This is a genomic window from Paraburkholderia sp. SG-MS1 (assembly GCF_012275575.1).
Taxonomy (GTDB): domain Bacteria; phylum Pseudomonadota; class Gammaproteobacteria; order Burkholderiales; family Burkholderiaceae; genus Paraburkholderia.
On sequence record NZ_NPIH01000154.1, the window covers coordinates 17,744 to 42,501 of the forward strand.

The window sequence follows — 24,758 nt, forward strand, 5'->3', positions numbered from 1 at the left end:
GCGGTCAGGTGAGTGAAATATCGGAAGTACGACTATGGATGGGAGACGTGGTGGCACGCGCCGCATGCGAGCGCCGTACCCCGCTTGATCTTGAGAAGTTGCGTGAAAATCTGACACGGGTCGAGCGAAAACAGGAAGCTGGCGATCTGACGGGTAGCCTCGCTGCGGCAGCCGAATTTCACATCATTCTGGCTGAGTGCAGCCAGAATTCCCTGCTCGTTTTGATGATGGAGACGATCATGGGAGTCGCGTCGCAATTCGCAAACGACTTTGGCATTAGTGCGAGCGAGTTTGCGCTGAGCGAACGCCGGGAAATCGTGGATGCCATCGAGGCACGCAAAGTTTCAAAGGCGACCTCTGCAATGAAAGCTCATCTGGACAATGTCCACTCGCGCTACCGGAACGCAGTCGAGCAGTCGTAGCAATACAGGCAGGCGTGTGACGATTGCCGTGAACGGGCAATAGCACGGGGTACGTGTTGCGACGTACGAAAGATTTGCTCTAAAAAATTTGCCCCACTCGTGTCGATCCATTATGTAACGCAGTGTGGGAGATCCTCCGAGTTCGTGACGACGCAGACGGACGCTATGCCGCAATGGAGACCGCGTTCGCTAATGTCGGCCAGTTGTCTGCGAGCCATGCTGAAGTCTGGAACAGCGCAGCTGCCGTGCGGCTCAGGATTGGAGCTCGCGAGCGGGCACGGTCGGCAAAGCAGACGAACCTGACGCGCGATCACCACGCGCGCCCTAGTGACTGAAATAGCACCGCGGTGTCCGACAAACGGTCGGCTTGCGCACGGCTCTGATCGAGTGAGGTTTGTAATGCCGAGCGTTGTGAATCGAGCAGGCTGAACTGGCTGACGCCGCCCGCCGCATACTGGGCCTGTGCAATGGTGAGACTTGCCTGAGCTTCCCGCTGCGCGTCCCCGCGTTCTCTTAACGTCCGCGCATCGTTGTTCAAAGCGTGCAATGCGTCCGCAACTTGTTGGAGTGCCTGAAGCACCGTTTGGCGATAGGCCGCGAGTGCAGCGTCATAGTCAGCCTGCGCGGCGCGCTTCCTCGCATGCAGCTCTCCGCCGTGAAACAGCGGCTGCGTCAGATTGAGCCCGATATTCCAGATGTTCATTCCGCTTAGAACATCCGCCATTCGCGTGCGGTCCGAGCCAATCCCCGCCGAAATCGAAAACTGGGGATACAGGTTGGCCGTTGCCACGCCGACATTTGCGCTCGCCTGATGCAGCAGCGCTTCCGACGCACGGATGTCCGGCCGCTCGTGCGCGAGGGTCGAAGGGAGCGTGACGGGCACGGTTGATGGCAGGTGCAGTGAGTCAAGCGTGACGTCGTGAAAATCAGCCTCGGAGGGCGCACTACCGAGCAATATCGCGAGTTGATTATCGGCTTGGGCAAGTTGCGTCGACAGCGGTGGCAGTGTCGCGCGTGTTTGTGCGAGCAGCGTGCGCTGGCTGCGAACGTCGAGCTCGGACACGCCCCCGGCCACGAATCGTCGTTCGATGATCGACAACTGGTGCGCCTGTGTGTCGGCGAGGCGCTCGGTCAAGTCGATCTGCTGTTGCAGTGACGCCCGCCGGATCGCATTTGCGACGACGTTGCCGGCCAGTGAGAGCTTCGCCGCTTCCAGTTCGTAGGCTTCGTAATTGACTTCGGCCATCAGCCCTTCGAGGGCACGTCGGTTGCCGCCAAAAATGTCTAGCGCGTACGAGACGCTGAGCGAAGCGTTATAGATAGTGAACGGCCCAGGGCTTGGCACCGTCGTGATGCCGAATGAATTCAGGTCCACCTTCTGACGCGTGGTTGAGAGATTGGCGTCGATTGCGGGATACTCGGTCGCGCCGGCCTGGGCCACATAGTCTTCATGTGCTTTCGTCAGCCGGGCTTTCGCTTGCGTCAGGGTGGGGCTTTGTTGCAACGCGGTGTCGACGAGATGGTTCAGCGCGTCGGAGCCGAATTGCGTCCACCACATAGGCAGCGCGGTATCCCCTTGCGTAAAGGTTTGCTTCGCGCCAGCCGCTTCAGCGACAGCCGGCAGCGCATCGCGGGTGTAGGACTGGACGGCGGGTGCGGCGGGCGACTGGAAGTCGGGGCCCACCGCGCAGCCGCCCAGCGCGAGACAGGAGACAAGTGTGGGAACGAAAGCGGTGCAACTTACGAGCGGTTTCATCAACCGGATTCTCCTAGTCGAGCGTGCGCCGGTAAAAGCGCAATGCGATGCCTAGCACGACCACTGTGAAAACCCCCAGCGGCCATACCGACGGCCACAGTTCGGCCCAGCCATTGCCTTTGAGCAGAATGCCGCGCACGAGGCGGTTGAAATAGGTGAGTGGCAGTACATTGCCGATCAATTGCGCCCAGCGCGGCATTCCTGCGAATGGAAACATGAAGCCGGACAACAGCAGGCTCGGCAGGAAGTAGAAGAAGGTGAGCTGCACTGCCTGAAGCTGATTCTGCGCGAGCGACGACAGCGTGATGCCAACCGTCAGGTTCGCGGCGATAAAGAGCAGCGAAGACAGATAAATGGCCACAATGCTGCCTTCGAATGGCACGTTAAAGACGTAGCGACACGCGGCGAGAATGATGGACACCTGCACCAGCCCGATCGCCACGTACGGGACGATTTTGCCGGTCATCACTTCAAGGGGCAGCACCGGTGTCGCGAGAAGGTTTTCCATCGTGCCGCGCTCACGTTCGCGCGTGATGGCGAGCCCCGTCATCATCACCATTGTCATGGTCAGGATGACACCCATCAATCCCGGGACGACGTTGTATTGTGTGATGCCTTCCGGGTTATAGAGGCGGTGCACCTGTACGCTGAACGCAGCAGGTGTGCCATTCAGATGCGCCAGCGCTCCGGTGATGTCCTTGTCCGCCACCGGTTGGACGAGGCTCGGCAATGCGCCGAGCGCAGTGCCCGTCGCGGTGGGATCGGTCGCATCCGCTTCGACCAGCAACGCGGGCCGTTCGCCGCGCAGCAATCGGCGTGAAAAGTCGGCCGGGACAGTCAGCACGAATTGCACGCGTCCCTCCGCAAGCGCGCGACGGCCCTGCTCCTCGGTTTGCAGCGTATCGACTATCCTGAAGTATTCCGAGTTCTCCATTGCCGCGACGAAGCTTCGCGAAAACGGACTCTGGTCAGCAAGAATCACCGCGGTGGGCAGATGCTTCGGGTCGGTGTTGATCGCAAAGCCGAAGAGCGCCAGTTGCACGACCGGCAAGCCGACGATCATCGCGAACGTGATCCGGTCGCGTCGTAGCTGCAACAGTTCCTTCAGCACGATGCTCCACCAGCGCGTCGGCGAGAAGAAGGCATTGAAGTTCACGAGCGGGCTCCGTAGTTGTCAGCAGAACGGTTCATCATGTAGATGAAAACGTCCTCGAGGCCCGTTCCGATCTGCTCGATGCGTACCGGCTTGCCGTCTGTCGCACGCCGTATCGCGGCCTCCAGCGCCGCATGATCGTGGCCGCTCGCATGTAATGCAGAGCCGAACACAACAGTCTGGTCGACGCCGTCCATGCCACGCAACTGTTCGGACAGTTCGGTGAGATTCTCGCCGTAAATCGACCATGTTGCGAGGTTCTGCGAATCGATCACTTCCTTCGACGTGCCATGCGCGAGCAGCTTGCCGTAAGCGATATAGGCGAGCTTGTGGCAGCGCTCTGCTTCATCCATGTAGTGCGTGCTTACGAGCACTGAGATACCGCGCGCCGCGAGACGATGCAGCTCTTCCCAGAAATCGCGGCGTGCAGTCGGATCGACGCCAGCGGTCGGTTCGTCGAGCAGGAGCAGGCGCGGCTCATGCAGCATACAGGCGGCCAGCGCGAGCCGCTGCTTCCACCCGCCTGATAGCGCGCCGGTCAACTGCTTCGAGCGGCTCTGCAGCCCAAGCGTTTCAAGCGTCGCGTCGACTTTCTCGCGGCGGTTTTTCATTTCATACACGCGCGCGACGAAGTCGAGATTCTCGCGGATAGTCATGTCTTCCCAGAACGAAAAGCGCTGCGTCATATAGCCGACGTTTCGTTTGATCAACGCGCTTTGTCGCACGATGTCGTAGCCAAGGCAGGTGCCACTGCCGGAGTCAGGCGTGAGCAGTCCGCACATCAACCGGATAGAAGTCGTCTTGCCGCTGCCGTTCGGGCCGAGGAAACCGAAAATTTCGCCTGACGCAACCTGCAACGAAACGTCGTTCACGACATGCTTGTCGCCGAAATGCTTGTTCAGCCCATGCACGTCGATCGCGTATTGATAGTCGGGCGGGTTCATCGCAGCGTCACCGTCACGGGCTGGCCGGGGCGAAGCTTCCCGGCATCGGCGACTGCGGGATGGGCCTCGACCAGAAAGACGAGCTTGGAACGCCGCTCGTTGCTGTAGATCACCGGTGGCGTGAATTCGGCTGCGTTCGAGATGAAGGTGATTTTTGCTTCGATGTCGGTCGCGCAGCCATCGCAATGGATCGTCAGCGCGCGATTTGGCTGCAGACTACCGACCACGGTTTCAGGGACGAAAAAGCGTACCTTGACGTTTTGCGCGGGTAGCATCTGGACGACCGGGCTGCCGGCCTGCACCCATTCGCCGATACGGAACAACGTGTCGTACACGCGCCCTTGTGCAGGCGCCGACACCTGCTTCTGGTCCAGCTTCCATTGCGCCTGTGCGACGGCAGCCTGCGCGGCCTCGACCTGTGCCGATTGTGCACCGAGTTGCTGCGTGCGCCCGGGCAACCGGGCGACATCGATCTGATATGAAAGCTCGCGGACCTGAGCTGCGGTGGACTCGGCGTTGGCACGCGAATCGTCGAGCTGCGCTTTCGGAATACCGCCCGCGCTGTATTGGGCTTCGTCACGCGTGAGTTGCAGCGCAGCCTTACGCGCGTTTGCGGTGGCTTGCGCGAGTTGGGCCTTCGTCACGTCGATTTCAACCGGCCGTTTGCCGGTCTGGATATCGTGCAATTGCGCACGTGCCGACACAAGCTGCTGCTGGGCCTGCTTCAATGCCGCCGCTTCGCTTCCGGATTCGAGTGTGAACACGGATGTGCCTGAATCGACCATCTGGCCGCGCGTCACCCCTAGCTGTGTGAGGGTGCCCGGCTGCGACGAACTAAGATAGACAAATTCGCCTTCGACGTAGCCCTGGTAAGAAGGCGCATCGTGGCGCGAACAGCCGGCGAGGGCAGTCACGGCGAGCATGCAGCCTGCGATGAGGGCGGTACGGGTCACGGACCGACCGTCGCTGGTCCGCGCCGGGCCTTCTGCGCAGCGATCGACCCGCGCTTCACGATTGCTCTTATGCAGAAACGGCAGCGCGGACGTCGGGTTGCCTGGCCCGTTGCCCGTCATTGGTGCATGATTGGATTTCAACGTTTTCCTCACGCTCATAAACATTCGACTTGCGCAGGGGCGCGTAAATGGCAGATGCCGTTCTCACTTGCAGCTGTCCATCAGCCGCATACTTGCTGATAGTGATTGCGTTCAATGGATGATAATGACTTTAAAGTCAGTAATGCGCAAGTCTTAGTTTCGGATAGCTGGATCGAATTTGCCGCTGAGATGACATTGATCAGCTCGGCTAAAGTGGACCGCATGGAATAGATGGGCCAGGGGCGGGGGTTTGTAATCAAGTATGCAGGCGACGGTAGCCACGCAACGAGGGAACGGGGCCAAGGGCTATCATGGCGTCGTGACGGCAGGGCCAATGCCCGGATGGCAATCGACGACCGGCAAGGCTCGACGGCCATGCCGAGCCCGCACCTCGGTGCCGACGCCTTTCAAATTGCAGAAGAGAGAATGAAACGTACCGAAAGCACCGCAAAGGAGCCAGGATCACCAATCCGCCCCGCAGCCGAATCTGGCAAACGCCGGCGTCGCAAGGATGCGCGGCCAGGTGAGATTATCGACGTCGCGCTCACCTGCTTTCTTGAAGCGGGCTATGAGGCGACCAGACTTGACGACGTTGCGCGACGCGCGGGCGTCGCAAAGGGGACGGTCTACTTGTACTTCGAAACCAAGGAGCATCTGTTTCGCGCAGTTGTCCAGCAGGTGACGGCAACAAACGTTCGGCAATTGAGTGAGACGATTCGCGAGTTCGATGGCTCATTTGTCGACTTCGTCCCGCTGTTTCTGTCGCGGGCAGCGACGTCCATTGGAAATAGTCTCAGCCCACGAATCGCAGCGCTGATTCTGAAGGAAAGCGAACGCTTCCCGGACCTTGGACGAATCTGGGTGGAGGAGGTGGTGGCGCCCATGTTCGAGGCCTTGCAGGCGCTTGTCGAGCGCTCGCAGAAAAAAGGCGAAGTTTGCGACGGCGATCCGCGGATTCATGTCTTTTCGCTGGTGGGGCCGATGTTCGCTGCAATCCTGTCTCGTCAGATCCTCGCGCCACTGGGCTTCGAACCGGTCGATCTGACCATGCTAGCTCAACAACACGCGAAGACAGTTCTTGCAGGTCTTTGCGTGCCGGTGCGAGCAACGGCACCCACTCATCGCCGACCGGTGAGAAGAGGACGAAAACCGGTTGCTGCCGAGGTTGGCTAAGCTTTGCCGCGATCGTCAATATCACAAAGGGCCGTTGTGGGTCTGGGAGCAGTTGTCCGTTCTCAGATGAGGCAATTGCATCGCGTCCAAGCGCACTGCTACAGCCGCCGACGAGTGGAGACGTCTCATTCGAGCTATCGGGAAGCGTCTGCAACACCGGCACGAGCGATTCGTCCGGAGCGCGTCCAGTTTTACCGATTGACCAATCCACGCGGAAAGCAGAGCGCGAGGCACCCGCCAAGGAACATGAAACCTGCCAGCATTACCATGCTTGCGGTAGCCGTTCCCGTGAGTTCGCGCAACCATCCTACTGCGTACGGCCCGACGAAGCCGGCCAGATTCCCCATCGCATTCACAAGGGCAATACCTGCGGCAGCGCCGGCACCGGCGAGGATCGCAGTAGGGAAACACCAGAAGAGCGGGAGCGTAGTGAGAATGCCCGCTGTGGCGAGCGATAGCGCGATCATCGCGAGCGTCGTGTTGTGTGACCAGGCGACTGCAAGAAGCAGCGCGACTGCGCCACAGAGCGCCGGCGCCGCCGTATGCCACCGACGTTCCCGGCGCAGGTCGGCGCTCCGAGCCACCCCTAGCATCATCACTACGGCAGTAAATGATGGAATCATAGACAGCGCGCCGATTGTCCTCGGATCTACGACGCCGGCGCCCTTGATCAGCGTTGGCAGCCAGAATCCCACGCCATACATGCCCATGACGAAGGAAAAGTGCATCGCGCAGATCAGCCAGATGCGGGGATCCGTCATGACCGCACCGAAAGTCAGTGTCTCCTTGCCTGCGTTGTCGACCTCGACGTTGCGCTCGAGAAGTGCCTTTTCGTCGTCGGACAGCCATTTGGCTTCACTAATCCGATCGTCCAGACAGAGCAGAACTAACACGCCAACCGCAATCGAAGGCAACCCCTCGAGCAGAAACAACCACTGCCAGCCATGCCAGCCGTGGGCACCGTCGAAAGTCTTGAGGATGTAACCGGAGAGTGGTCCACCAATCATGCCGGACAGCGGGACGGCGACAATAAAGCGCGATGTCATGCGCGCACGACGCTGCGCGGGAAACCAGCACGTCAAATAGACGATGATGCCAGGGAAGAAGCCCGCTTCTGCCACACCGAGCGCAAATCGCATGACGTAAAACCAGGTCGGCGACGAGACGAACATCGTGAGGCACGAAATGAGCCCCCACGTCATCATGATCCGGGCAACCCAGACGCGCGCGCCAACCCGGTGAAGAATGAGATTGCTCGGAATTTCGAACAGAAAGTAGCCGAGAAAGAAGACTCCCGCGCCGAAGCCATACACGGCATCCGATAATTGCAGGTCGCTCGCCATCTGCAACTTGGCAAAGCCGACATTGACGCGATCGAGATAAGCGACCACATAACACAGCAACAGCAGCGGCACCAGCCGCCAGGCGACCTTACGGTACGTTGCTTCCTCGAAGCCGCTCTCGCCGACGCGCAAGCCTGAGCGCGATGGCGAAACGGGAGTGGAGAGAGGTTCTCCTTGCAGTGCCATCGACGCGTCTCCGAAGGTGGATCCTCGTGAGGGATCCTTTAATAGGTGGTCTGTGGTGAAGCAATGCCGGATTCTATGCTTCCCCCGCTCGAACCATTCTTCCGAATGTCGAATCCATTCATCCAAAGCCCGAATGAATGCGTGAGCCGAGAGGCGCCTGCGTAGCACTGCGCCGCTAGTGCCATACCGCGACAAGGAAGTGGATTTTGGCACTGGCCACCGTCCGCTGGGGCAGGGCTTGAGCCGCTGAGTTGACGCATTTACTTCGTTGCGCAGGGAGGTAATCGACCGCAATCCCACGTTCGGCTTTCGTTTCTATATGAACGCGTTGCTTTTGCGCTTGTTTTTCGTGCGTTGTGACGGACAGATGGCTTGCTGCTTCATATCCGGCTTGTCGCAGCCCGATAGGCTGCGGTGGTGGAGGCGTCGGACTTAAGGGGAGTTTGCCAGCAGCTCTAACCGGAGGGGGTGATGAAATATAGCGGAATTGACCTGCGTTCGCATAACAGCGTCGAGACTGTCACCGGCGAAGCGGACCGGTTGGTCGCAAGAACGCGCCGGCCTAACGGGTACTCACAGACTGCGCCCGCTTGATCTGCCGGTTTATGATTGCTCTGGTTGTTTTGGAGGACTTATGTTTTCCACATCGGTACATTGATGCCGTCGGCCCGCGAGGATCCAACTTCCCTTGTTCTTACGCTCACTGGCCGGACGCGCTCATTTCATTCATCGAGATGACGCAAGCCAAACGGATTGGCGACGTATTAGCGCAGGCAGTTCAGGATCATTTGCAGCGACAATGTAGCCGTCCAGGCACGCGTGCCTCACCAGAGCACCCTATTTCGACGGCCTTGGGAACGGCTTACCCCCTTATCATCAATCCGGTTGCGCCACCCGCGCACAACCGGACCATGGCCCTGCTTATTGCGCCGCCGCTGCGACGGCCTGTTTGATGGCCGTATAAATTGGCTTCTGCCCGGCGCTGCTCGTCAGAATGCCGTAATCGCCGGTTGGGTCATCGTACAGTTCGTACCAGTTGAAGCCGATCACGTTGTACGTGGCTTTAGCCGCGACGAGTTCAGGAATCGTCTTGGCGATGTACTCCTGTGCCTGTGCGGTGGTGAAGTCGGTGTTGACGCCGATCTCCGTGAACATGATCGGGAGATTGTATGCATCGTGCAAGGACTTCAGAACGTTGTAGTTCGTGCCCGTCACGCCCCACGTGTTCTCAGGATCACCACCGTCAGAGTACCAATGCAACTGAATGATGTCGGTCTTCACCAGCGGGTGTCCGGTCGTGCCGTCCGGCTGGACGCCTGTCAGCATGCCTTTGTACCAGCCCAGATGGAGGAAGCCCACAGACGCGGTGGCGATAATTTTTGTCGAGCCTGCAGTGTCAACCGAACGCCAGCCGTCGTACGAGCCACGCAGCGCGCCGCGCCAGATTGGCCACGTGTTGTTGTCGTAGTCGGAGACATTGGCGCCGTCATTGGCCACCGGTGTATCGCCATCGTTGTCGTACTCGTTGCCGAATTCCACCACCGGTACGCCTTTGAGCTTGGTCGCAGCATAAGCCGCCATCGAGTAGGCATATGCGTAAGCGCTCGCCTCTGTCGGCGTCTTGCCGTTGAGCGACGGGTCATCCCATGGATAGGCGTCGATCATCGGCATGATCGTGATCTTCGAGCCCATGCCTGGAATAACTGTATTGGCCACGGCATCAATCTGATCGTAGCTGTGAATGTCCTGCCGGTTCGCCGTCAGACCAAGGTCGGACAGTGTTGCAGCTTGAGTCGCGAGCGGGATCGACGTGTAGATGCCGCCGTAGTTGTAATGCTCATTGATGCCGAAGAACGGGATGGCTGACGCGGTAGCGGGCGTTGCGGCTGCGGACGTCGTCGTAGTGGTGGCGGTAGTCGTGGACGCAGTGGCCGAAGCGCTGGCAGCAGGGCGCGGATCGGCGGACACCACCCAACTGCTGTTTTGCCACACCCACCAGTTGTTGTCGGTGTTTTGCGCATACATTTTGCCGACATACCAGAGCAGCAGCTTGACGTTTGCCGTCGATCCCACTGTCTGGCCTGCCCGATAGACCACGCCCTTCTTCACCGACCAGACTGCACCCCATTCATCATTGATGGAGGTGGCAGGTGGAATGGCTGTGCCGCTTACCGACGGCGGATGTTTGGCGACATCGACGACAGCTACCGGATCGACGGCGTTGGCGGCGACGGCTGTTGCGTCGCTTTTGTCATCACCTCCACCACCACACGCCGCAATAATTGGGAATACTAAGTAGAGTGAACAATTACGTAAGGTTTGAAATTTCATTTGAACTACGAGTGAGTTTTTTTGAAAGTCCTGACCAAGCAAGCGCTCGTCCTAAGTCCCTTGAAGGGAGCTGACAGCGATTGAACACCGATGAAAGGTAGGCGGAACGGCCCACGCGCCCCGGTCTAAGAGAGACCACTAAACTACGCACGTTCCGCATTGATTAGAACGTTCGCTCCCTGCCCAGGCAATGAAGCGGCGATGTTACGCGGATGAAACGTTTTGAACGAGTATTCCGTCGTAACAATGTGTAACGCCCGAAAATAAATCGGTGAACTATGCTTTTATATTAATAATATCAATACGCAAAATGTATTTGGCCCTTTAAGGCATTTTCGGATGTGAGAGAGGTGAGAAATGCAGAGAAAATCCGCGCGTCCGACTGGGAAGCCCCCTGCAGATAAGATATCTTGCGAATATCCACTCGATTCAACCACACTGACTTCGTATTTGCGCAACTACCTGAGCGCGGCGTTATAGGTGCCGGATCTAAGTAGATATCCTGATTCATCTAGACATTCGGAAGCGTCTTTTTCTGCGGGTTTCCCCGGACGCGCGTCAAAATGACGTCGGTAATTTCTGCTGTCGCGCGAGGGAGATTGGCGCGCAAGCGCAGGCGCAATATTTGCATCTCACAACGTTTGTCCAACGCCGACAAAAGAATATTGTTTGCAAAGAATCCGGGGAGTTCATGGTGGTCACCAATAGACAGGCGCCGATTTCTTTCAAAGTCGTCTGTATTCGATGGTTGATTGGCGCCAACCCCCTGCATCACCATAAGCCGCGCGATCACGGGGCAATAAGGACTGTCCGTCCGTCCATGGGCTTTTGCGCGCATCTCCTACGACGACCGCAGGCCGGCGCAGCCCCTCGAACAGAACGCCAATCACGCTGCACGAGCTGCCCGGGACGTCGTAACGGAAGACCTCGTTCGATCTCTGCTTGGGCGTCGTCAACGCTAAAGTGTCGTCAGGATGGCTGACTAATTGTGGTGAGCACAAGACACTGATGGTTGGCATGGGGCGCTGGAGTAATTCGGTCAACCGCGCGGTGGTGCTCGGCGGTCTGTCCGGCAATCCGCAGGGCAGCGTCCAGACACAATCGACGACGGCCTATGCGAAGGGCGGCTTGAGCCTGCATCTGCGCGACGACATGACGTTGCAGCCTTATCCCGGCGTGCGCTCCGCCACTACGGCCGGGCAGGCTACGGCGAGGGCGGCGACAACCTGTTCAACCTCGTCTAGCCGGCACGGGCCAGGTGGCTACGACGGGTGTGGCGGGCTTGCGCTATCTGTTCACGCAACGGCGCAGCAGCGGCGGGGCCAACACGTGGGAAGTCGACGCGAACGTGTAGCACCGCTTCGGCAGTGTGAGCCAGACGGTGAATGCGGCCTTCGCCAGCGCGCCGGACGACGTCTACCAGGCAGGCGGAACGCCGCTCGCGCGCACGATCGCCCACGTGGCGACGGACGGCGAATGGGCGATCAACGAGCGCGCGTGGGTGTTCGCACGAGTTTCGGTCGACCTCGGCAATCACGAGCAGAACGACAGCAGGCTCGCCGGGTTGAACTGGAAGTGGTAAGCCGTTGCGAAAGATCGCGCCTGCTGCGAAGACGACCGCCATCCCGAAACGGTCGGCGAAAACGTGGGCGACTTCGAACACGTAATCGGCGACCATAAAGGTTCGCTGATTGGCCCGCACGTCGCGATGAATCCGCTCGAGGAGGGATGCATCGCACAGTGAGCGTGGACCGTCGAAGCCGTGATTCCCTTCGCACGTCCCCACAAAAGTCCTCCGCGCGAGCCGTGCTAATCTTGCTGCCTTCGTGGAAGCAACGCGGCAACCCGGACCCCCAGATGGAAGCCTTCGATCCGAACGGCGTCGACCCGACGGTCTTCGTGGTCGGCGAACGCCATGACACGCTTGATGAACCGTGGCGAGCCTATCGTCACGCACGGCTGATTCACGTCAGCGACGGCGTGCTGACCGTGCGTACCGAGACCGGCCGCTGGGTCGTGCCGCCCGGGCACGCGGTCTGGATCGTGCCGAACGTGCTGCACTGCCTGCACGCGACGCGTCCCGTGCAACTCTTTTCGCTCTATGCCAACCCGGACGCGGCGCCCTTGCCCGTGCAAAGCGGCGCGCTCGTGCCCGATGCGCTCGTGCAGGCATTGCTGAGCGCCGCGGCCGGTGTGCCGTACGACCAACCGTTCGACGAACCCGCCAGCCGTCTCATGCAGGTGCTGCTCGATCGTCTGCCGGGCTTGCCCGCCGCACCGCTGGGCCTGAACTGGCCGGGCGACCCGCGCATCGAGCGGATCGCCGCCGCGCTCAGCGCCGAGCCGGCGCAACCCGCGGTGCTCGAAGAACTCGCGGCGGCCGCCGGAGTCACGGCGCGCACGGCGGCGCGTCTGTTCGTCAAGGAAACCGGGCAGACCTTCGGTCAATGGCGCCAGCAGTTGCGCCTGCTCGTCGCGCTCGAACATCTGGGCGGCGGCGCGAGCGTCACGCAGGTGGCGCTCGACGTGGGCTACAACGACGTGTCGTCGTTTATCGCGGTGTTCCGCGAGGCGTTCGGCGACACGCCCGCGCGCTATTTCCGCTGACGCGCTACCGGGGCGATGCGAGCGCCGCTGCGTCACCGTATGCGAGAGGCCTGGCGGAAGCGAACTCTCGCGCCCGCGTGCCCGGCATGCAAGAGCCCACCATCCCGCTCAATGCGCGCCCGCCGCGCCCGGACCGCCGCCGCCCTTGGCCGGCCGCGTGATCCAGATCAATGGAATGATGAGAATGAAGATGATTGCCGACACGAAGAAAATGTCGTTCAGGCCCATCATCGCGGCCTGCGTGTTCACGGTGAAATCGAATAGCGCGTGCGCCGATTGCGTATTCAGATGCAGCAGCGACTGGGTCGTGTCGACCTGCTGGTTGAATGCGGGGTTGTTGATGCTCGCCTGTTCGGTGAGCCGCGCATGATGGAGCACGGTGCGGTTATTCCACGCCGAACCCGCGATCGACGTACCCACCGCGCCGCAAAACACCCGCGCGAAATTCGACAGGCCCGCGGCTGCCGGAATCTTGCTCGGCGGCTGGCCGGACAGAATGATCGAGGTGAGCGGCACGAAGAATAGCGCCATCGGAATGCCTTGCAGCAGTGTGGGCAGCACCAGATGCCACGTGTCGATTTCGATCACGTACTTCGAGCGCATGTAGAACACGATCGCAAAGCCGACGAACGCCAGCGTCGAGATCACGCGCGCGTCCGAGCGCGGCAGCACGCGGCCCATCACCGGCGCGAGTATCACCGCGAAGATGCCGAGCGGCGCGGTCACGAGACCGGCATCCACGGAGCGGTAGTTCAGATACTCCTGCATCCATTGCGGCAGCAGCACGAGGTTGCCGAAGAACACGCCGTACGCGACCGAAATCGCAATGGTGCCGCCGAGAAAGTTGCGCTGCTGGAAGAGCCGTAAATCGACGATCGGATTCTCTTCGGTCAGCTCCCACACGAGGAAGAACGCGAAGCTGATCAGCGCGGTGATGCCGAGAATCACGATCACCGGCGACGAGAACCAGTCGAGGTCCTTGCCCTTGTCGAGCATGATCTGCAGCGACGCGACCCACGTGATCAGCAGGCCGAGCCCGACCACGTCGATCGGCGGCTTGCGGGTCGGCGACTCGCGGGTGCGATAGATCATCCACGTGACGCCCGCCGCGAAGAGGCCGACCGGAATGTTGATGTAGAAGATCCACGACCAGCTGTAACTATCCGTGATCCAGCCGCCGAGCGCGGGGCCCGCGATCGGGCCGACGGTCGCGGTCATCGCCCACAGCGCGAGCGCGGTCGAGGATTTCTCCTTCGGATACGAGCCGAGCAGAATCGCCTGCGACAGCGGAATCAGCGGACCGGCCACCGCGCCCTGGAAGATCCGCGCGAGCAGCAGGATCGGCAGCGTCGGCGCAACGCCGCACAGCCACGAGGCCAGCACGAACATCAGGATCGCGCCGACGAACAGCTTCACCTGGCCGATGCGCTGCGTGAGCCATCCGGTCAGCGGAATCGACACCGCATTGGCTGCGGCGAACACGGTGATGACCCACGTGCCTTCATCGACCGAGACGCCGAGGTTGCCCGAAATGGTCGGAATCGCGACGTTCGCGATCGACGTGTCGAGCACGTTCATGAACGTCGCGAGCGCGACGGCGACAGTGGCGAGAACCAGTTTGCCGCCTTCGAGCGGCGGCGGCGGGGCAGGCGGCGCGGAAGCGGGCGCGGCGGTGGGCTGGCTCAATGGGTTCTCCGGAACGGGGGGCTGCGCATGGTTTGGACGGATGGGCCATTGACCGCGAGCGGGAGAGGCCCGTCGGCGGGTCCGTCGAATGATCGCAAAAGCATACCTGTATTCGGATTTTGACGTCGTCCGGGATGCGCGCCGGGCGGCGTGGACAGGGCGCACAGCGTATGCTCGCAGCTGGGGCTGCCGATGGCCTGCAAAGGATGTGTAAGGCAGGCGCTCGCCGCGCGTGCACGCACCGCACACGAACCACGAATCGACCAACAGAAAAGGAAACGCATATGGCCTGGGAACAATTCGAACACGGCTGGCGGCGCGCGCCGGTGAGCGCGCCTGCCAAGGGGCTCGTCGTGCTGATGCACGGCGTCGGCAGCAATGCGCGCGATCTGATGCCGCTCGCGGACATCTGGAGCGAGACGCTGCCGGACGTCGCGTTCACCTCGCTCGACGGCACCGACGCGTTCGACGGCGGCTTCGGCGGTCGTCAATGGTTCAGCCTGCGCGACGTCAACGAAGCGAATCGGGAGGCGCGGGTGAGCGCCGCCTATCCGGCGCTGCGCAGCGTGCTCGAAGCAGAACTCGCACATTGGCAGGTGGCTTTCGGCCGCCTTGCACTCGTTGGCTTTTCGCAAGGTTCGATCATGGCGCTGCATCACGTGGCGGCCAGCGCCGAAGGCGCGGCCGGCGTCGTCGCGTATTCGGGGCGGCTCGCGTCGGCCATCGTCGCGAACAATGGCACGCCGCTCACGCTGATCCACGGCGAGGACGACGAAGTGATCCCGGTGCGCGAACTGGAATACGCCGCCGACGCGTTCAGCAACGCTGGCTACACCGTTGACGCCTACGTGCTGCCCGGCATCGGCCACACGATCGACGCCGACGGCGTCGCACTTGGCCGCGAGGCGCTGGAGCGTTCATTGGGGGCGCTGTCGCGCGGTTGACACGGCCCTGATTGAAAGTGGCCCTAAAGATATGGGTCTGCTTGCCGTTAAGCGGTCATTAGCTTGAAAATCACCCCCGCCGCGCGGACCGCGCAATGCCCGACGGGGCGTGCCGAGCGGCTCGGGGAACCGGGGGCGCATTTTCAAACTGCCCAGCATGGGCGGACAACGACTTATCAGAGCCTTCTTATGGCCAGACCGACGCCGCATTACCCGCTCTTCGAGCGACTGTTCCGCCCTTCCGTGGCGGTGGACCTCGGCACGGCCAACACCCTTATCTATACCGACGACGGCGGCATCGTGCTGAACCAGCCGTCCGTCGTGTGTTTCCAGAAGGAGCCTGCGGCTGGACCGAAGCGTGTCGCCGCGGTGGGCGCCGAAGCCCGTCAACTGCTGGGCCGCACGCCACGCAATCTCGAAACGGTGCGGCCGATGCGCCACGGCGTGATTGCCAATTTCTCAGCCGCCGAGCACATGATTTGCCAGTTCGTCGACATGGCGCGACCACGGCCGCTGTTCAGCCGCCGCGCCGCGTTCACGCTGTGCGTGCCGGCGGGCGCGACCCAGGTCGAGCGGCGCGCGATCAAGGAAGCGGCGGTTGCGGCCGGCGCGTGGAAGGTCAGCCTGATCGGCGAATCGCTGGCGTCGGCGCTCGGCGCGGGCATGCCGGTGGGGGACGCGACCGGGTCGATGGTGGTCGATATAGGCGGCGGCACCACCGAAGTGGGCGTGATCGCGCTCGGCGGCACCGCATATAGCGGCTCGGTGCGCGTGGGCGGCGACAACTTCGACGCGGCGATCGTGAGCTATGTGCGCAATCTGTACGGTGTGCTGCTCGGCGAGCAAACCGCTGAGCACGTGAAGAAGAACATCGGTTCGGCGGTGCGCGAGGTGCCGTTCGAGCAGATGAACGCGACCGGTCGCAGCGTCGACGACGGCTTGCCGCGCACCGTGCAGTTGAGCAATCACGATATCGCCGAGGCGATCGAAGGGCCGTTGCGTCAGGTGATCGGTGCGGTCAAGCGCGGGCTCGAAAGCGCGCCGGCCGAACTGGTGACGGACATCGCCCACCACGGCATCGTGCTGACCGGCGGCGGCGCGCTGCTCGGCAACCTTGGGCGCCGCCTGACCCGTGAACTCGGGCTCGAAGTGCGGGTGGCCGATGAACCGCTGACCTGCGCGGTGCGAGGGGCGGGTGCGGCTGCCGCGTCCGGTTTGCTCGACGAAGCCGGGTACGAATGAGGGTGTGGCGAGGACTTGCCGGCCGGGTGTTTTAACGCGCCCACGCTGACGGTGCGGGCGTGCGAGTCATGCCTACCCGTCGGGCCAATGCCGCATCGCGGACGAGCGACCGCAAGCTTCCGGCAGCTATGTGACAATACACGTCCGCGTGCCGATTTCAGCGGTGTCGAGGCATTATCCCCATTCCATTTCTCGCGGCGCCGCCGACTTGGCGTACTGCCGCGCTGTCTGTGAACCATCCGTGAATCAATCTGTTCCTGCCTCGTCGTCTTCGCCATCTTTCATCGAGCTGCAAAGCGGTCTGCGCATGCCCTACGTGGAAGCGGGCGAGGGCGAACTGCTGCTGTTCGTGCATGGCTCGCTGTGCGATTACCGCTACTGGCAACCGCAACTCGCCGGTCTTTCGAAGCAGTATCGCTGTGTTGCGGTGAGTCTCACGCATTATTGGCCGATAACCGATACCGGGCCTGATCTGCCGTTCAGCTGGAGCAGGCATGCGGACGAGGTTGCCGATTTCATCGACCGTTCCGGCGCGGGACCGGCGCACGTGGTGGGGCATTCGCGCGGCGGCTGCGTAGCGTTTCATTGCGCGCGGCGTCATCCCGAGCGCGTACGCACGTTGACGCTCGCCGATCCGGGCGGTCCGCTGCAGATCGCCGGACGTTCGCCTGCGCGTTTGCCGGAGACCGTCAACGCGTTGCGCGCGAAAGCGGCGCAACTGATCGAAGCAGGGGAAGTGGAAGCGGGCTTGCAACTGTTCGTCGATTCGGTCAGCCGGCCCGGCTTCTGGGCGATGAGCACGCCCGGCTTTCGCAGGATGGCCACCGATAACGCGCACACGCTCACACGGCAATTGCAGGACCCCTTGCCGGCCTACGTGCCCGAAGAAGCCGCCGAAGTGCGCTGCCCGGTGTTGCTGATCGATGGCGAGAAGAGTCCCGACATGTTCCGGCGTACCGCCGCCGCGTTGCAATCGTGGTTGCCCGATGCGCGCCGCGAGACGGTGCGCGGTGCGTCGCATGGGATGAATCTCGCGCATCCTGGCGCGTTCAATCGCTACGTCGACGAGTTCATTCGCGCAATGGGCGTGTAGTGAGCGGCATGGGCGCGCAGTGGGTCCATTGCGCCACCGTGCCGGGCTGCTAACGGCGCTTTACGCGCGGCAGCCCGGCACGGCAGTCCAATCAGACAGTCACGTTCAAACCTTGCGATGCGCGTCTTTATCGAGCGCACGTTCCGCCGCTTCGCCGACGAGGCCGTGGTAATACAGGTGCACGCCGATCGCGAGCGAGTCGTTGCGAATTTCGTGGAAGGCCTTCCACGCTTTCACGGGGTCTTTGAATAGCAGATAGTGCGCTTCCTGAGCGATCAGGTCCGCCACTTCATGCAGGCCGTGGCCGTGCAATACATTCACGAGCGTATCGAGACTGCGATGCGTGCGTGCGTCGGTACGCGGATAAAGCATGTGCAGCACTGCCACATCCTGCGTCTTCAGCGCCGCCGATAACGCAACGACGATGTCCTGATGATTCAGCGCGGTGACGCTGTTCTCTTCCGTGTGAACATGATCCGGAAATAGCGTTTCGAGAGAGGCGTTCATCGGGTCCTTCCTGTTCTTCTGGCTGATTAAAAAAGCCCGCCGTGACGTGGCGGGCCAAAGACAGCGATGTGTTAGCAGGGGAAGCAAAACACCAATGCAGTATCGCAGATGCGCTGACCCCTGCGCAGTCCGGCTGCAGCAAAACATTGTTGCGGCGAGCGCGCTAACTTTCATTTAGCTGGCGGTGGCGTAGAGCGTGTGGAGAATCTTTCACACCATGTATTCGCGTGCTCCACGTGCCCTTCAGACGAGCTTCGACGGCAACGAATGTTGCGTGCGCCGAGATGGATTGTTGCCATCAATCGTCGCAATCAACGATCCTGCGGCCCGTAGAATGCGAGGCGGAGCCTGAGCATGCCAACGCGTCCGGAAGAAACGAAGGTCGGGCATGCCGGCACGTGTGCGATGTGAAAGTATAAGGAACGTGTAGATGAACTCGAAGACACACGCAACGCTGAGCTTTTCCGACAGCGATCAGACAATTGAACTGCCGATCTATCAAGGCTCGCTCGGGCCGGACGTGATCGACATTCGCAAGCTGTACGGCCAGACCGGGAAATTCACGTACGACCCGGGCTTCATGTCGACGGCGGCATGCAATTCCGAAATCACGTATATCGACGGCGACAAGGGCGAGCTGCTGTACCGCGGCTACCCGATTGACAACCTCGCGCAAAACGCCGACTTTCTTGAAACCTGTTATCTGCTGCTCAAGGGCGAACTGCCGGATGCGCAGCAGAAAGAAGCGTTCGTGGACACCGTCACGAAGCACACGATGGTGCACGAGCAGATGCACTTCTTCTTCCGCGGTTTCCGTCGCGACGCGCATCCGATGGCGATTCTCGTCGCTGCTGTCGGCGCATTGTCGGCGTTCTATCATGACTCGCTCGACATCAATAATGCGCAGCACCGCGAGGTCTCCGCGATCCGCATGATCGCCAAGCTGCCGACTCTCGTCGCGATGGCGTACAAGTACACCGTGGGTCAACCGTTCGTTTATCCGAAGAACGATCTGTCCTACAGCGCGAACTTCATGCGCATGATGTTCGCCAATCCGGCGCAGGAGTACGAGGTCAACGACGTGCTGGTGCGCGCGCTCGACCGTATCCTGATCCTGCACGCAGACCATGAACAGAACGCATCGACCTCGACCGTGCGTCTGGCCGGTTCCTCGGGTGCGAATCCGTTCGCGTGTATCGCGGCAGGCATTGCGTGCCTGTGGGGCCCGGCGCACGGCGGCGCGAACGAAGCCGCGCTGAACATGCTGGAAGAAATCGGCTCGGTCGACAACATCCCCGAATTCATCGCGAAGGTGAAGGACAAGAACTCGGGCGTGAAGCTGATGGGCTTCGGACACCGCGTCTACAAGAACTACGATCCGCGCGCGAAGCTGATGCGCGAGACCTGCCACGAGGTGCTGGAAGAGCTTGGCCTGCACGACGACCCGCTGTTCAAGCTGGCCATGGCGCTGGAAAAGATCGCGCTCGAAGACGATTACCTCGTGTCGCGCAAGCTGTACCCCAACGTCGACTTCTACTCGGGCATCGTGCAACGCGCACTCGGCATTCCGACCGCGATGTTCACGTGCATCTTCGCGATGGCGCGCACGGTCGGCTGGATTGCGCAGTGGAACGAAATGATTGCCGATCCAGAGCAGAAGATCGGCCGTCCGCGTCAGCTGTTCGTGGGTGAGACGCAGCGCGAAGCCAAACCGGTGACGCAGCGTTAATGTGTCCAGGCCGTCGGCAGTCCGATGACTGCGCGACGGCCTTTTTTTTGCGCTGAAGTCCTGATCGAAGGCGCAGGCTGGCGACAACCGCCCCGCGGAAAAAGACCGATCTCGCTCGCGTCGCGTCAAAGCCAAACCCTCTGCACGTCCTGTGCCACGGAAATCACGCAGCGAATCTCGCAAAAAACCTCGCACAAAACCGAAACTCCCCTGTGATAAGTTCGTCTGACGCGGACAGACCCTCTACAATCGGAAGCGACCGGCCGGCACGAAGCGGCGCCCGAATGTGAAACTGAAAGCAGAAGCGAACCCATAGGAGTGACCCTGATGCAGCAGCCTGAAACCCTCGGTGGTGTGTCCCTCTCGGGCGGTGTCGATCACCGCGAGCCCGAGCCGGACGGCGTATTCATCCCGACGGAAAACCTCAATGTCGCGAGTGCCACCCAGCACGTGCTGAAGTCGGGCGACACCTTCATCGTCAACGACCCGCTCGGCGATATTACGGGCCACGACGACGGCCTGTTCGTCAACGACACCCGTGTTCTTTCGCAATTGCGCCTGACTTTCGGCGGCCGTGCGCCGTCGCTGCTGTCGGGCAGCGTCAGCAGCGACAACACCTCATTTACCGCGCATCTGACCAATCGTCCGTTGCCGCCGCTCGGCGGTGACAGCACGCCCGAAGGCGTAATCCACGTCGAGCGCGTGCGCGTGCTGTCGGGCACCGTGCTCAATGAAGCCATCGAACTCACCAACTACGGCACGCGCGACGCGGTGGTGCCGCTGTCCATTTCGTTCGCGAGCGACTTCCGCGACATGTTCGAAGTGCGCGGCCTGAAGCGCGACAAGCAAGGCCGTGTCGAACCGGCGCGCGTGGAGAATCGTCAAGTGCTGCTCGGCTATATCGGTCTCGACGACGTCGCGCGTAATGTGCAGATCGCGTTCGCACCGGAGCCGGACAATCTGTTCGCCGACCGCGCCGACTACACCGTCAAACTGCCGGCGCAAGCGTGCGTGTCGATTTATCTGTCGGTCGCGGTGCAGGTCGTCGCGCAGTCGGACAAGGCGGGCGCCGACGTCTCGCAACCCGTGCATGCGCTGAGCGAAAGCCATCTGTCACAAATCGATGCGGAACGTCCGCGCGTTGGCCGCGCGGCGGTGCGCGCCGCACTGGTCGATGCCCACCTCGTGATGCGCGAACGCCGCCGCACGACCGCGCGCGTGCGCTCGAGCAATCCGCTTTTCAATGCATGGATCGACCGCTCGTTCGCCGACCTCGGCCTGCTAACCACCGATCTCGCAACCGGCCCATATCCCTATGCGGGCATCCCGTGGTTCTCGACGCCGTTCGGCCGCGACGCTGTCATCACGTCGTTGCAGACGCTGTGGCTGCAACCGCAACTGGCCGCTGGCGTGCTGCGCTTTCTTGCCGAGCATCAGGCGCGCGAGAATTCGCCATTTCGCGACGCCGCGCCCGGCAAGATCATGCACGAGATGCGCAAGGGCGAAATGGCCGCCGCCGGCGAGGTGCCGTTCGCGCTGTACTACGGCGGCGTCGACACCACGCCGCTGTTCATCGTGCTGGCCGGCGCCTATGCGGCGCGCACCGGCGACCTCGCGCTGATCGACGAATTGTGGCCGGCGCTCGAACGTGCCGCGCAATGGGTCGCGGGCGTGTGCGACAAGAACCGCTACGGCCTGCTCGACTATCAGCGCGAGTCGGACGGTGGCCTCGCGAACCAGGGCTGGAAAGATAGTCACGACTCGGTGTTCCATGCCGACGGCCGCTTTCCCGACGGGCCGATCGCGCTGGTCGAAGTGCAGGCGTATGCGAGCGCCGCGTTCGACACGATGGCGCGCTTCGCAAAACTGCGCGGCCTGCGCGAACCGGCTGTGCAATACAGCGAGCGCGCGAAGAAAATCCGTCAATGTGTCGAAGAGAAGTACTGGATGGAAGAGTCCGGCTTCTACGGTATCGCGCTCGACGGCCATGGCGAACTGTGCCGCGTGATGGCGTCGAATGCGGGCCACCTGCTGGCCTTCGGGCTGCCGACGCGCGAGCGCGGCGAAGCGGTGGTGCGCGCCCTCGACTCGACGCTGTTCCACACCGGCTGGGGCGTGCGCACGCTGGCGGCGAGCCAGGCGCGTTTCAACCCGATGGCTTATCACAATGGCTCGGTCTGGCCGCACGACAACGCGTTGTGCGCGCGCGGCCTGTCGCATTACGGCGGCAAGGCGGCGGCCGTGCGCCTGTTGCAGGCGCTGTTCCAGGCGGCGGTCAATTTCGACATGCGTCTGCCCGAGCTGTTCTGCGGTTTTCCACGGCGGCGCGGCGAGCCGCCCACCGCGTACCCGGTTGCGTGTCTGCCGCAGGCGTGGGCGGCAGGTTCGCCGTTCATGATGCTGGAAGCCTGTCTGGGCATCACGATCGACGCCGAGCGGCGCGAAGTGGTGATCGAGCAGCCGATGCTGCCCGAGGGCATCGACTGGCTTGAAATCGGCGATCTGCGGGTCGGTGATTCGTCGGTGTCGATCACGTTCCGCCGCATCGGCGAGAAGGTGGTGGCGTCGGCCGAGCAGGGCGATGTGCGCGTGGTGGCGTTGCTTTAGCCGGCAGCGCGACTGCCATGCCTCATGGCCGGTATACGCCGATATACCGGTCGGGGATTGCAGAAGGATGACGTGAAAGGGTTGGTCGCTTTCCCGTCACTTACTTTGACCAACGTCATGCCACCTCGGACCACCCTCGATGCTGCAAGCATGATTGGGTGGCGAGATAGATAGGCCTCCCCACGAAAGGGCGCTTCCACGATCAAATGACCGCGCAAGCGCGCCTTCTCCATCGAATGCCGCCAGACGCTCGACGAGCGTCTGTCCGCCGGCCATGTTCAGATTCCTGTCCCGGATACGCGCCGACTCGCACAAATACGACACGAAAAGGCGCAAAACGCTGTGGTTCATTTGATTCGCTTTCTGATGACATCTGTTACGCTCGATCGGCATGTGACAGGTAATTTTAAGTAATGTGAAGTAATGTCTTAATCACGTATTGGCATCCGGGTCCGGGCGATTTGCACGCGTCGTGCACTCGGGGGACTCGCGACTGCGCGCAGTCCCGGTCAATCGATACGTGCTAGCGAGATGCTTGCTCCTGAAGTGATCTGCTGTACCCAATTCCTCTTGTAACGACCTGGGCGGAGTACGACATGTTGACAGGATCGAGTTCACGGTTGCTCGCGATTGGCGTCTTCCTGGTATTGACCGGTTGCGGCGGAGGCGGAGGCGGAGAGGGCACGACGGGTGCCTCCAGCAGTGCGGGCGCTAGCGGGGCGGGCGCCGCGAGTGCTCCGGCCGCCGCCAGTTCTCCGGGCGCTGCCAGTGCGCCGGCTTCCGCCAGCGCTCCTGCAGCAGCCACCCCCGCGTCAGGCGCATCGACCCCCAGCGTGACGACGCCGACGCTGGCCGCCGCGACACCGGTGATCGACGGCACGACGCTCGGCGACGCCTTCTGGCCCACGGGCTCCTCATCATCAGGTGGACGGGGTCAAGCGGTGGGCGGGCTCAACTGCACCGTGCGCAGCAATGCCTACACTTACGCGCATCTGTCCATCTATCAGAACGGGCGGCTGCTTGCGCTGCCGGGTAATGTCGGCATGGTCGAGCCGACCATGGCAGCCCAGACTGGCTGCGCGTATCCGCTGCACACGGTGGATTCAACCGGCAAAATTCGCATGGACGCGAGCACCCACGCGTCATACACCTTGGGGCAGTTTTTCTCGATCTGGGGGCAAACGATCGACGCGTCCAGCGTCGCCGGCGTGAGCGGCTCGCCCATCACCCTCTACGTGAACGATGGCGGCGCGCTCACGCAGTACACAGGCGATCCCGCGAGCCTCGTGCTGCCCGCGCATGGCGAAGTGACGATTGTCATCGGCACGCCTTTGACCCAGATTCCGACGTACGCATGGACCGATCCGCCGCCATTCGATCCAAACCCGATCACGCTCGCGTACCTCGGTGTGGTGGGGAACAACTTCTGGCCGGCCGGTAACAGCGCGACGGGGGGCAACGGATCGAACGTGGACGGTCTGATCTGCGCAGCCAATATGAGCGAGCTGTATCACGTCCATGCACACCTCGCTATTTTCAAGGACGGCCAGTGGCTCGCGTTGCCTGCCCTCGTCGGCATTCTGCCCCAGTGCAACTATGAAATGCACACCCACGACCAGACCGGCATCATCCATATTGAAACGCCCACTTTCAAGACCTTCACGCTTGGCCAGTTCTTCGATATCTGGGGCCAACCGCTTAGCAGCACGAACGTAGCCGGTGTGACCGGGAACGTCGTCGCCTACATCAACGACAATGGCGATTCGCGGCGCTACATGGGTGATCTGCGCAACATCGAGTTGACCTCGCTGCGCGACATCACTTTGCAGATTGGCACGCCGGTCGGCACGCTCGCCACCTACTCGTGGTACGAACCGCAGTGATCGGCCGGACACGGCGGGCGCGTGGTCGTCCGCTGTGTTGTTCTTCGGAGTACCGAGG

General features: G+C 61.7%; 19 protein-coding genes. 10 read left to right on the forward strand and 9 right to left on the reverse strand.

Going from position 1 to position 24,758, the window contains the following annotated elements; translation table 11 throughout:
• Positions 1–8 precede the first annotated feature (8 nt).
• Positions 9–422, forward strand: coding sequence for a FadR/GntR family transcriptional regulator (locus CIC12_RS11965; RefSeq protein ID WP_342030533.1), 414 nt, complete (start codon positions 9–11; stop codon positions 420–422).
• Positions 423–732: 310 nt separating this feature from the next.
• Here CIC12_RS11965 and CIC12_RS11970 read toward each other — a convergent pair whose 3' ends face one another.
• Genes CIC12_RS11970 through CIC12_RS11985 form a run of 4 tightly spaced genes read right to left on the reverse strand, consistent with a single transcriptional unit; the run spans position 733 to position 5,198 of the window.
• Positions 733–2,178, reverse strand: a complete 1,446-nt coding sequence (locus CIC12_RS11970) for an efflux transporter outer membrane subunit (protein WP_168664320.1) — start codon at positions 2,176–2,178, stop codon at positions 733–735.
• A 13-nt stretch (positions 2,179–2,191) separates the two neighbouring features.
• Entirely contained in the window at positions 2,192–3,334 is a 1,143-nt protein-coding gene (locus tag CIC12_RS11975) for an ABC transporter permease (RefSeq protein ID WP_168664321.1), read from the reverse strand.
• Positions 3,331–4,275, reverse strand: coding sequence for an ABC transporter ATP-binding protein (locus tag CIC12_RS11980; protein WP_168664322.1), 945 nt, complete (start codon positions 4,273–4,275; stop codon positions 3,331–3,333). The genes CIC12_RS11975 and CIC12_RS11980 overlap by 4 nt, the downstream gene beginning before the upstream one ends.
• Entirely contained in the window at positions 4,272–5,198 is a 927-nt protein-coding gene (locus CIC12_RS11985) for an HlyD family secretion protein (protein WP_168664342.1), read from the reverse strand. Before CIC12_RS11985 ends, CIC12_RS11980 begins: the two co-directional genes overlap by 4 nt.
• A gap of 513 nt (positions 5,199–5,711) precedes the next feature.
• Here CIC12_RS11985 and CIC12_RS11990 point away from each other — a divergent pair.
• Positions 5,712–6,542, forward strand: a complete 831-nt coding sequence (locus tag CIC12_RS11990; RefSeq protein WP_168664323.1) for a TetR/AcrR family transcriptional regulator — start codon at positions 5,712–5,714, stop codon at positions 6,540–6,542.
• Between the two features lie 191 nt (positions 6,543–6,733).
• Here the strand turns inward: CIC12_RS11990 and CIC12_RS11995 are convergent, their stop codons facing one another.
• The 3 genes from CIC12_RS11995 to CIC12_RS12005 all read right to left on the reverse strand — a co-directional run bounded on the left by CIC12_RS11995 (position 6,734) and on the right by CIC12_RS12005 (position 11,180).
• Positions 6,734–8,071 carry an MFS transporter gene (locus tag CIC12_RS11995; protein WP_168664324.1) on the reverse strand — a complete coding sequence of 446 codons (1,338 nt, stop codon included), beginning with the start codon at positions 8,069–8,071 and terminating at the stop codon, positions 6,734–6,736.
• A 921-nt stretch (positions 8,072–8,992) separates the two neighbouring features.
• The gene (locus tag CIC12_RS12000) at positions 8,993–10,096 is read right to left on the reverse strand and encodes a beta-glucosidase (RefSeq protein ID WP_446728001.1); all 1,104 of its coding nucleotides are present in this window, start codon (positions 10,094–10,096) and stop codon (positions 8,993–8,995) included.
• A gap of 817 nt (positions 10,097–10,913) precedes the next feature.
• Positions 10,914–11,180, reverse strand: a complete 267-nt coding sequence (locus CIC12_RS12005) for a hypothetical protein (RefSeq protein WP_168664326.1) — start codon at positions 11,178–11,180, stop codon at positions 10,914–10,916.
• Between the two features lie 591 nt (positions 11,181–11,771).
• On the opposite strand from CIC12_RS12005, the gene CIC12_RS12010 reads away from it, so the two are divergent.
• Both CIC12_RS12010 and CIC12_RS12015 read left to right on the forward strand, forming a co-directional pair.
• Complete coding sequence (locus tag CIC12_RS12010; RefSeq protein WP_168664327.1) at positions 11,772–11,984, forward strand: hypothetical protein; 213 nt, start codon at positions 11,772–11,774, stop codon at positions 11,982–11,984.
• Positions 11,985–12,259: 275 nt separating this feature from the next.
• Positions 12,260–13,009, forward strand: a complete 750-nt coding sequence (locus CIC12_RS12015) for an AraC family transcriptional regulator (protein WP_168664328.1) — start codon at positions 12,260–12,262, stop codon at positions 13,007–13,009.
• A gap of 108 nt (positions 13,010–13,117) precedes the next feature.
• Here the strand turns inward: CIC12_RS12015 and CIC12_RS12020 are convergent, their stop codons facing one another.
• Entirely contained in the window at positions 13,118–14,695 is a 1,578-nt protein-coding gene (locus CIC12_RS12020) for a DHA2 family efflux MFS transporter permease subunit (RefSeq protein WP_168664329.1), read from the reverse strand.
• A gap of 284 nt (positions 14,696–14,979) precedes the next feature.
• Here CIC12_RS12020 and CIC12_RS12025 point away from each other — a divergent pair, with 284 nt between their 5' ends.
• The 3 genes from CIC12_RS12025 to CIC12_RS12035 all read left to right on the forward strand — a co-directional run bounded on the left by CIC12_RS12025 (position 14,980) and on the right by CIC12_RS12035 (position 17,974).
• On the forward strand, positions 14,980–15,639 hold the full coding sequence (locus tag CIC12_RS12025; RefSeq protein WP_168664330.1) for an alpha/beta hydrolase: 660 nt from the start codon (positions 14,980–14,982) through the stop codon (positions 15,637–15,639).
• Between the two features lie 189 nt (positions 15,640–15,828).
• The gene (mreB, locus tag CIC12_RS12030) at positions 15,829–16,881 is read left to right on the forward strand and encodes a rod shape-determining protein (protein ID WP_168664331.1); all 1,053 of its coding nucleotides are present in this window, start codon (positions 15,829–15,831) and stop codon (positions 16,879–16,881) included.
• A gap of 307 nt (positions 16,882–17,188) precedes the next feature.
• Positions 17,189–17,974 carry an alpha/beta fold hydrolase gene (locus CIC12_RS12035; RefSeq protein WP_168664343.1) on the forward strand — a complete coding sequence of 262 codons (786 nt, stop codon included), beginning with the start codon at positions 17,189–17,191 and terminating at the stop codon, positions 17,972–17,974.
• A 105-nt stretch (positions 17,975–18,079) separates the two neighbouring features.
• Here the strand turns inward: CIC12_RS12035 and CIC12_RS12040 are convergent, their stop codons facing one another.
• Positions 18,080–18,481, reverse strand: a complete 402-nt coding sequence (locus CIC12_RS12040) for a hypothetical protein (protein ID WP_168664332.1) — start codon at positions 18,479–18,481, stop codon at positions 18,080–18,082.
• A gap of 430 nt (positions 18,482–18,911) precedes the next feature.
• On the opposite strand from CIC12_RS12040, the gene gltA reads away from it, so the two are divergent.
• From gltA to CIC12_RS12055, 3 genes are all read left to right on the forward strand, one after another.
• Positions 18,912–20,210 carry a citrate synthase gene (gene gltA, locus CIC12_RS12045; RefSeq protein ID WP_168664333.1) on the forward strand — a complete coding sequence of 433 codons (1,299 nt, stop codon included), beginning with the start codon at positions 18,912–18,914 and terminating at the stop codon, positions 20,208–20,210.
• A gap of 327 nt (positions 20,211–20,537) precedes the next feature.
• Complete coding sequence (locus CIC12_RS12050; protein ID WP_168664334.1) at positions 20,538–22,817, forward strand: amylo-alpha-1,6-glucosidase; 2,280 nt, start codon at positions 20,538–20,540, stop codon at positions 22,815–22,817.
• A 596-nt stretch (positions 22,818–23,413) separates the two neighbouring features.
• Positions 23,414–24,700: a hypothetical protein gene (locus tag CIC12_RS12055; protein WP_174772022.1), complete on the forward strand. Its 1,287-nt coding sequence runs from the start codon at positions 23,414–23,416 to the stop codon at positions 24,698–24,700.
• Positions 24,701–24,758: the final 58 nt, after the last annotated feature.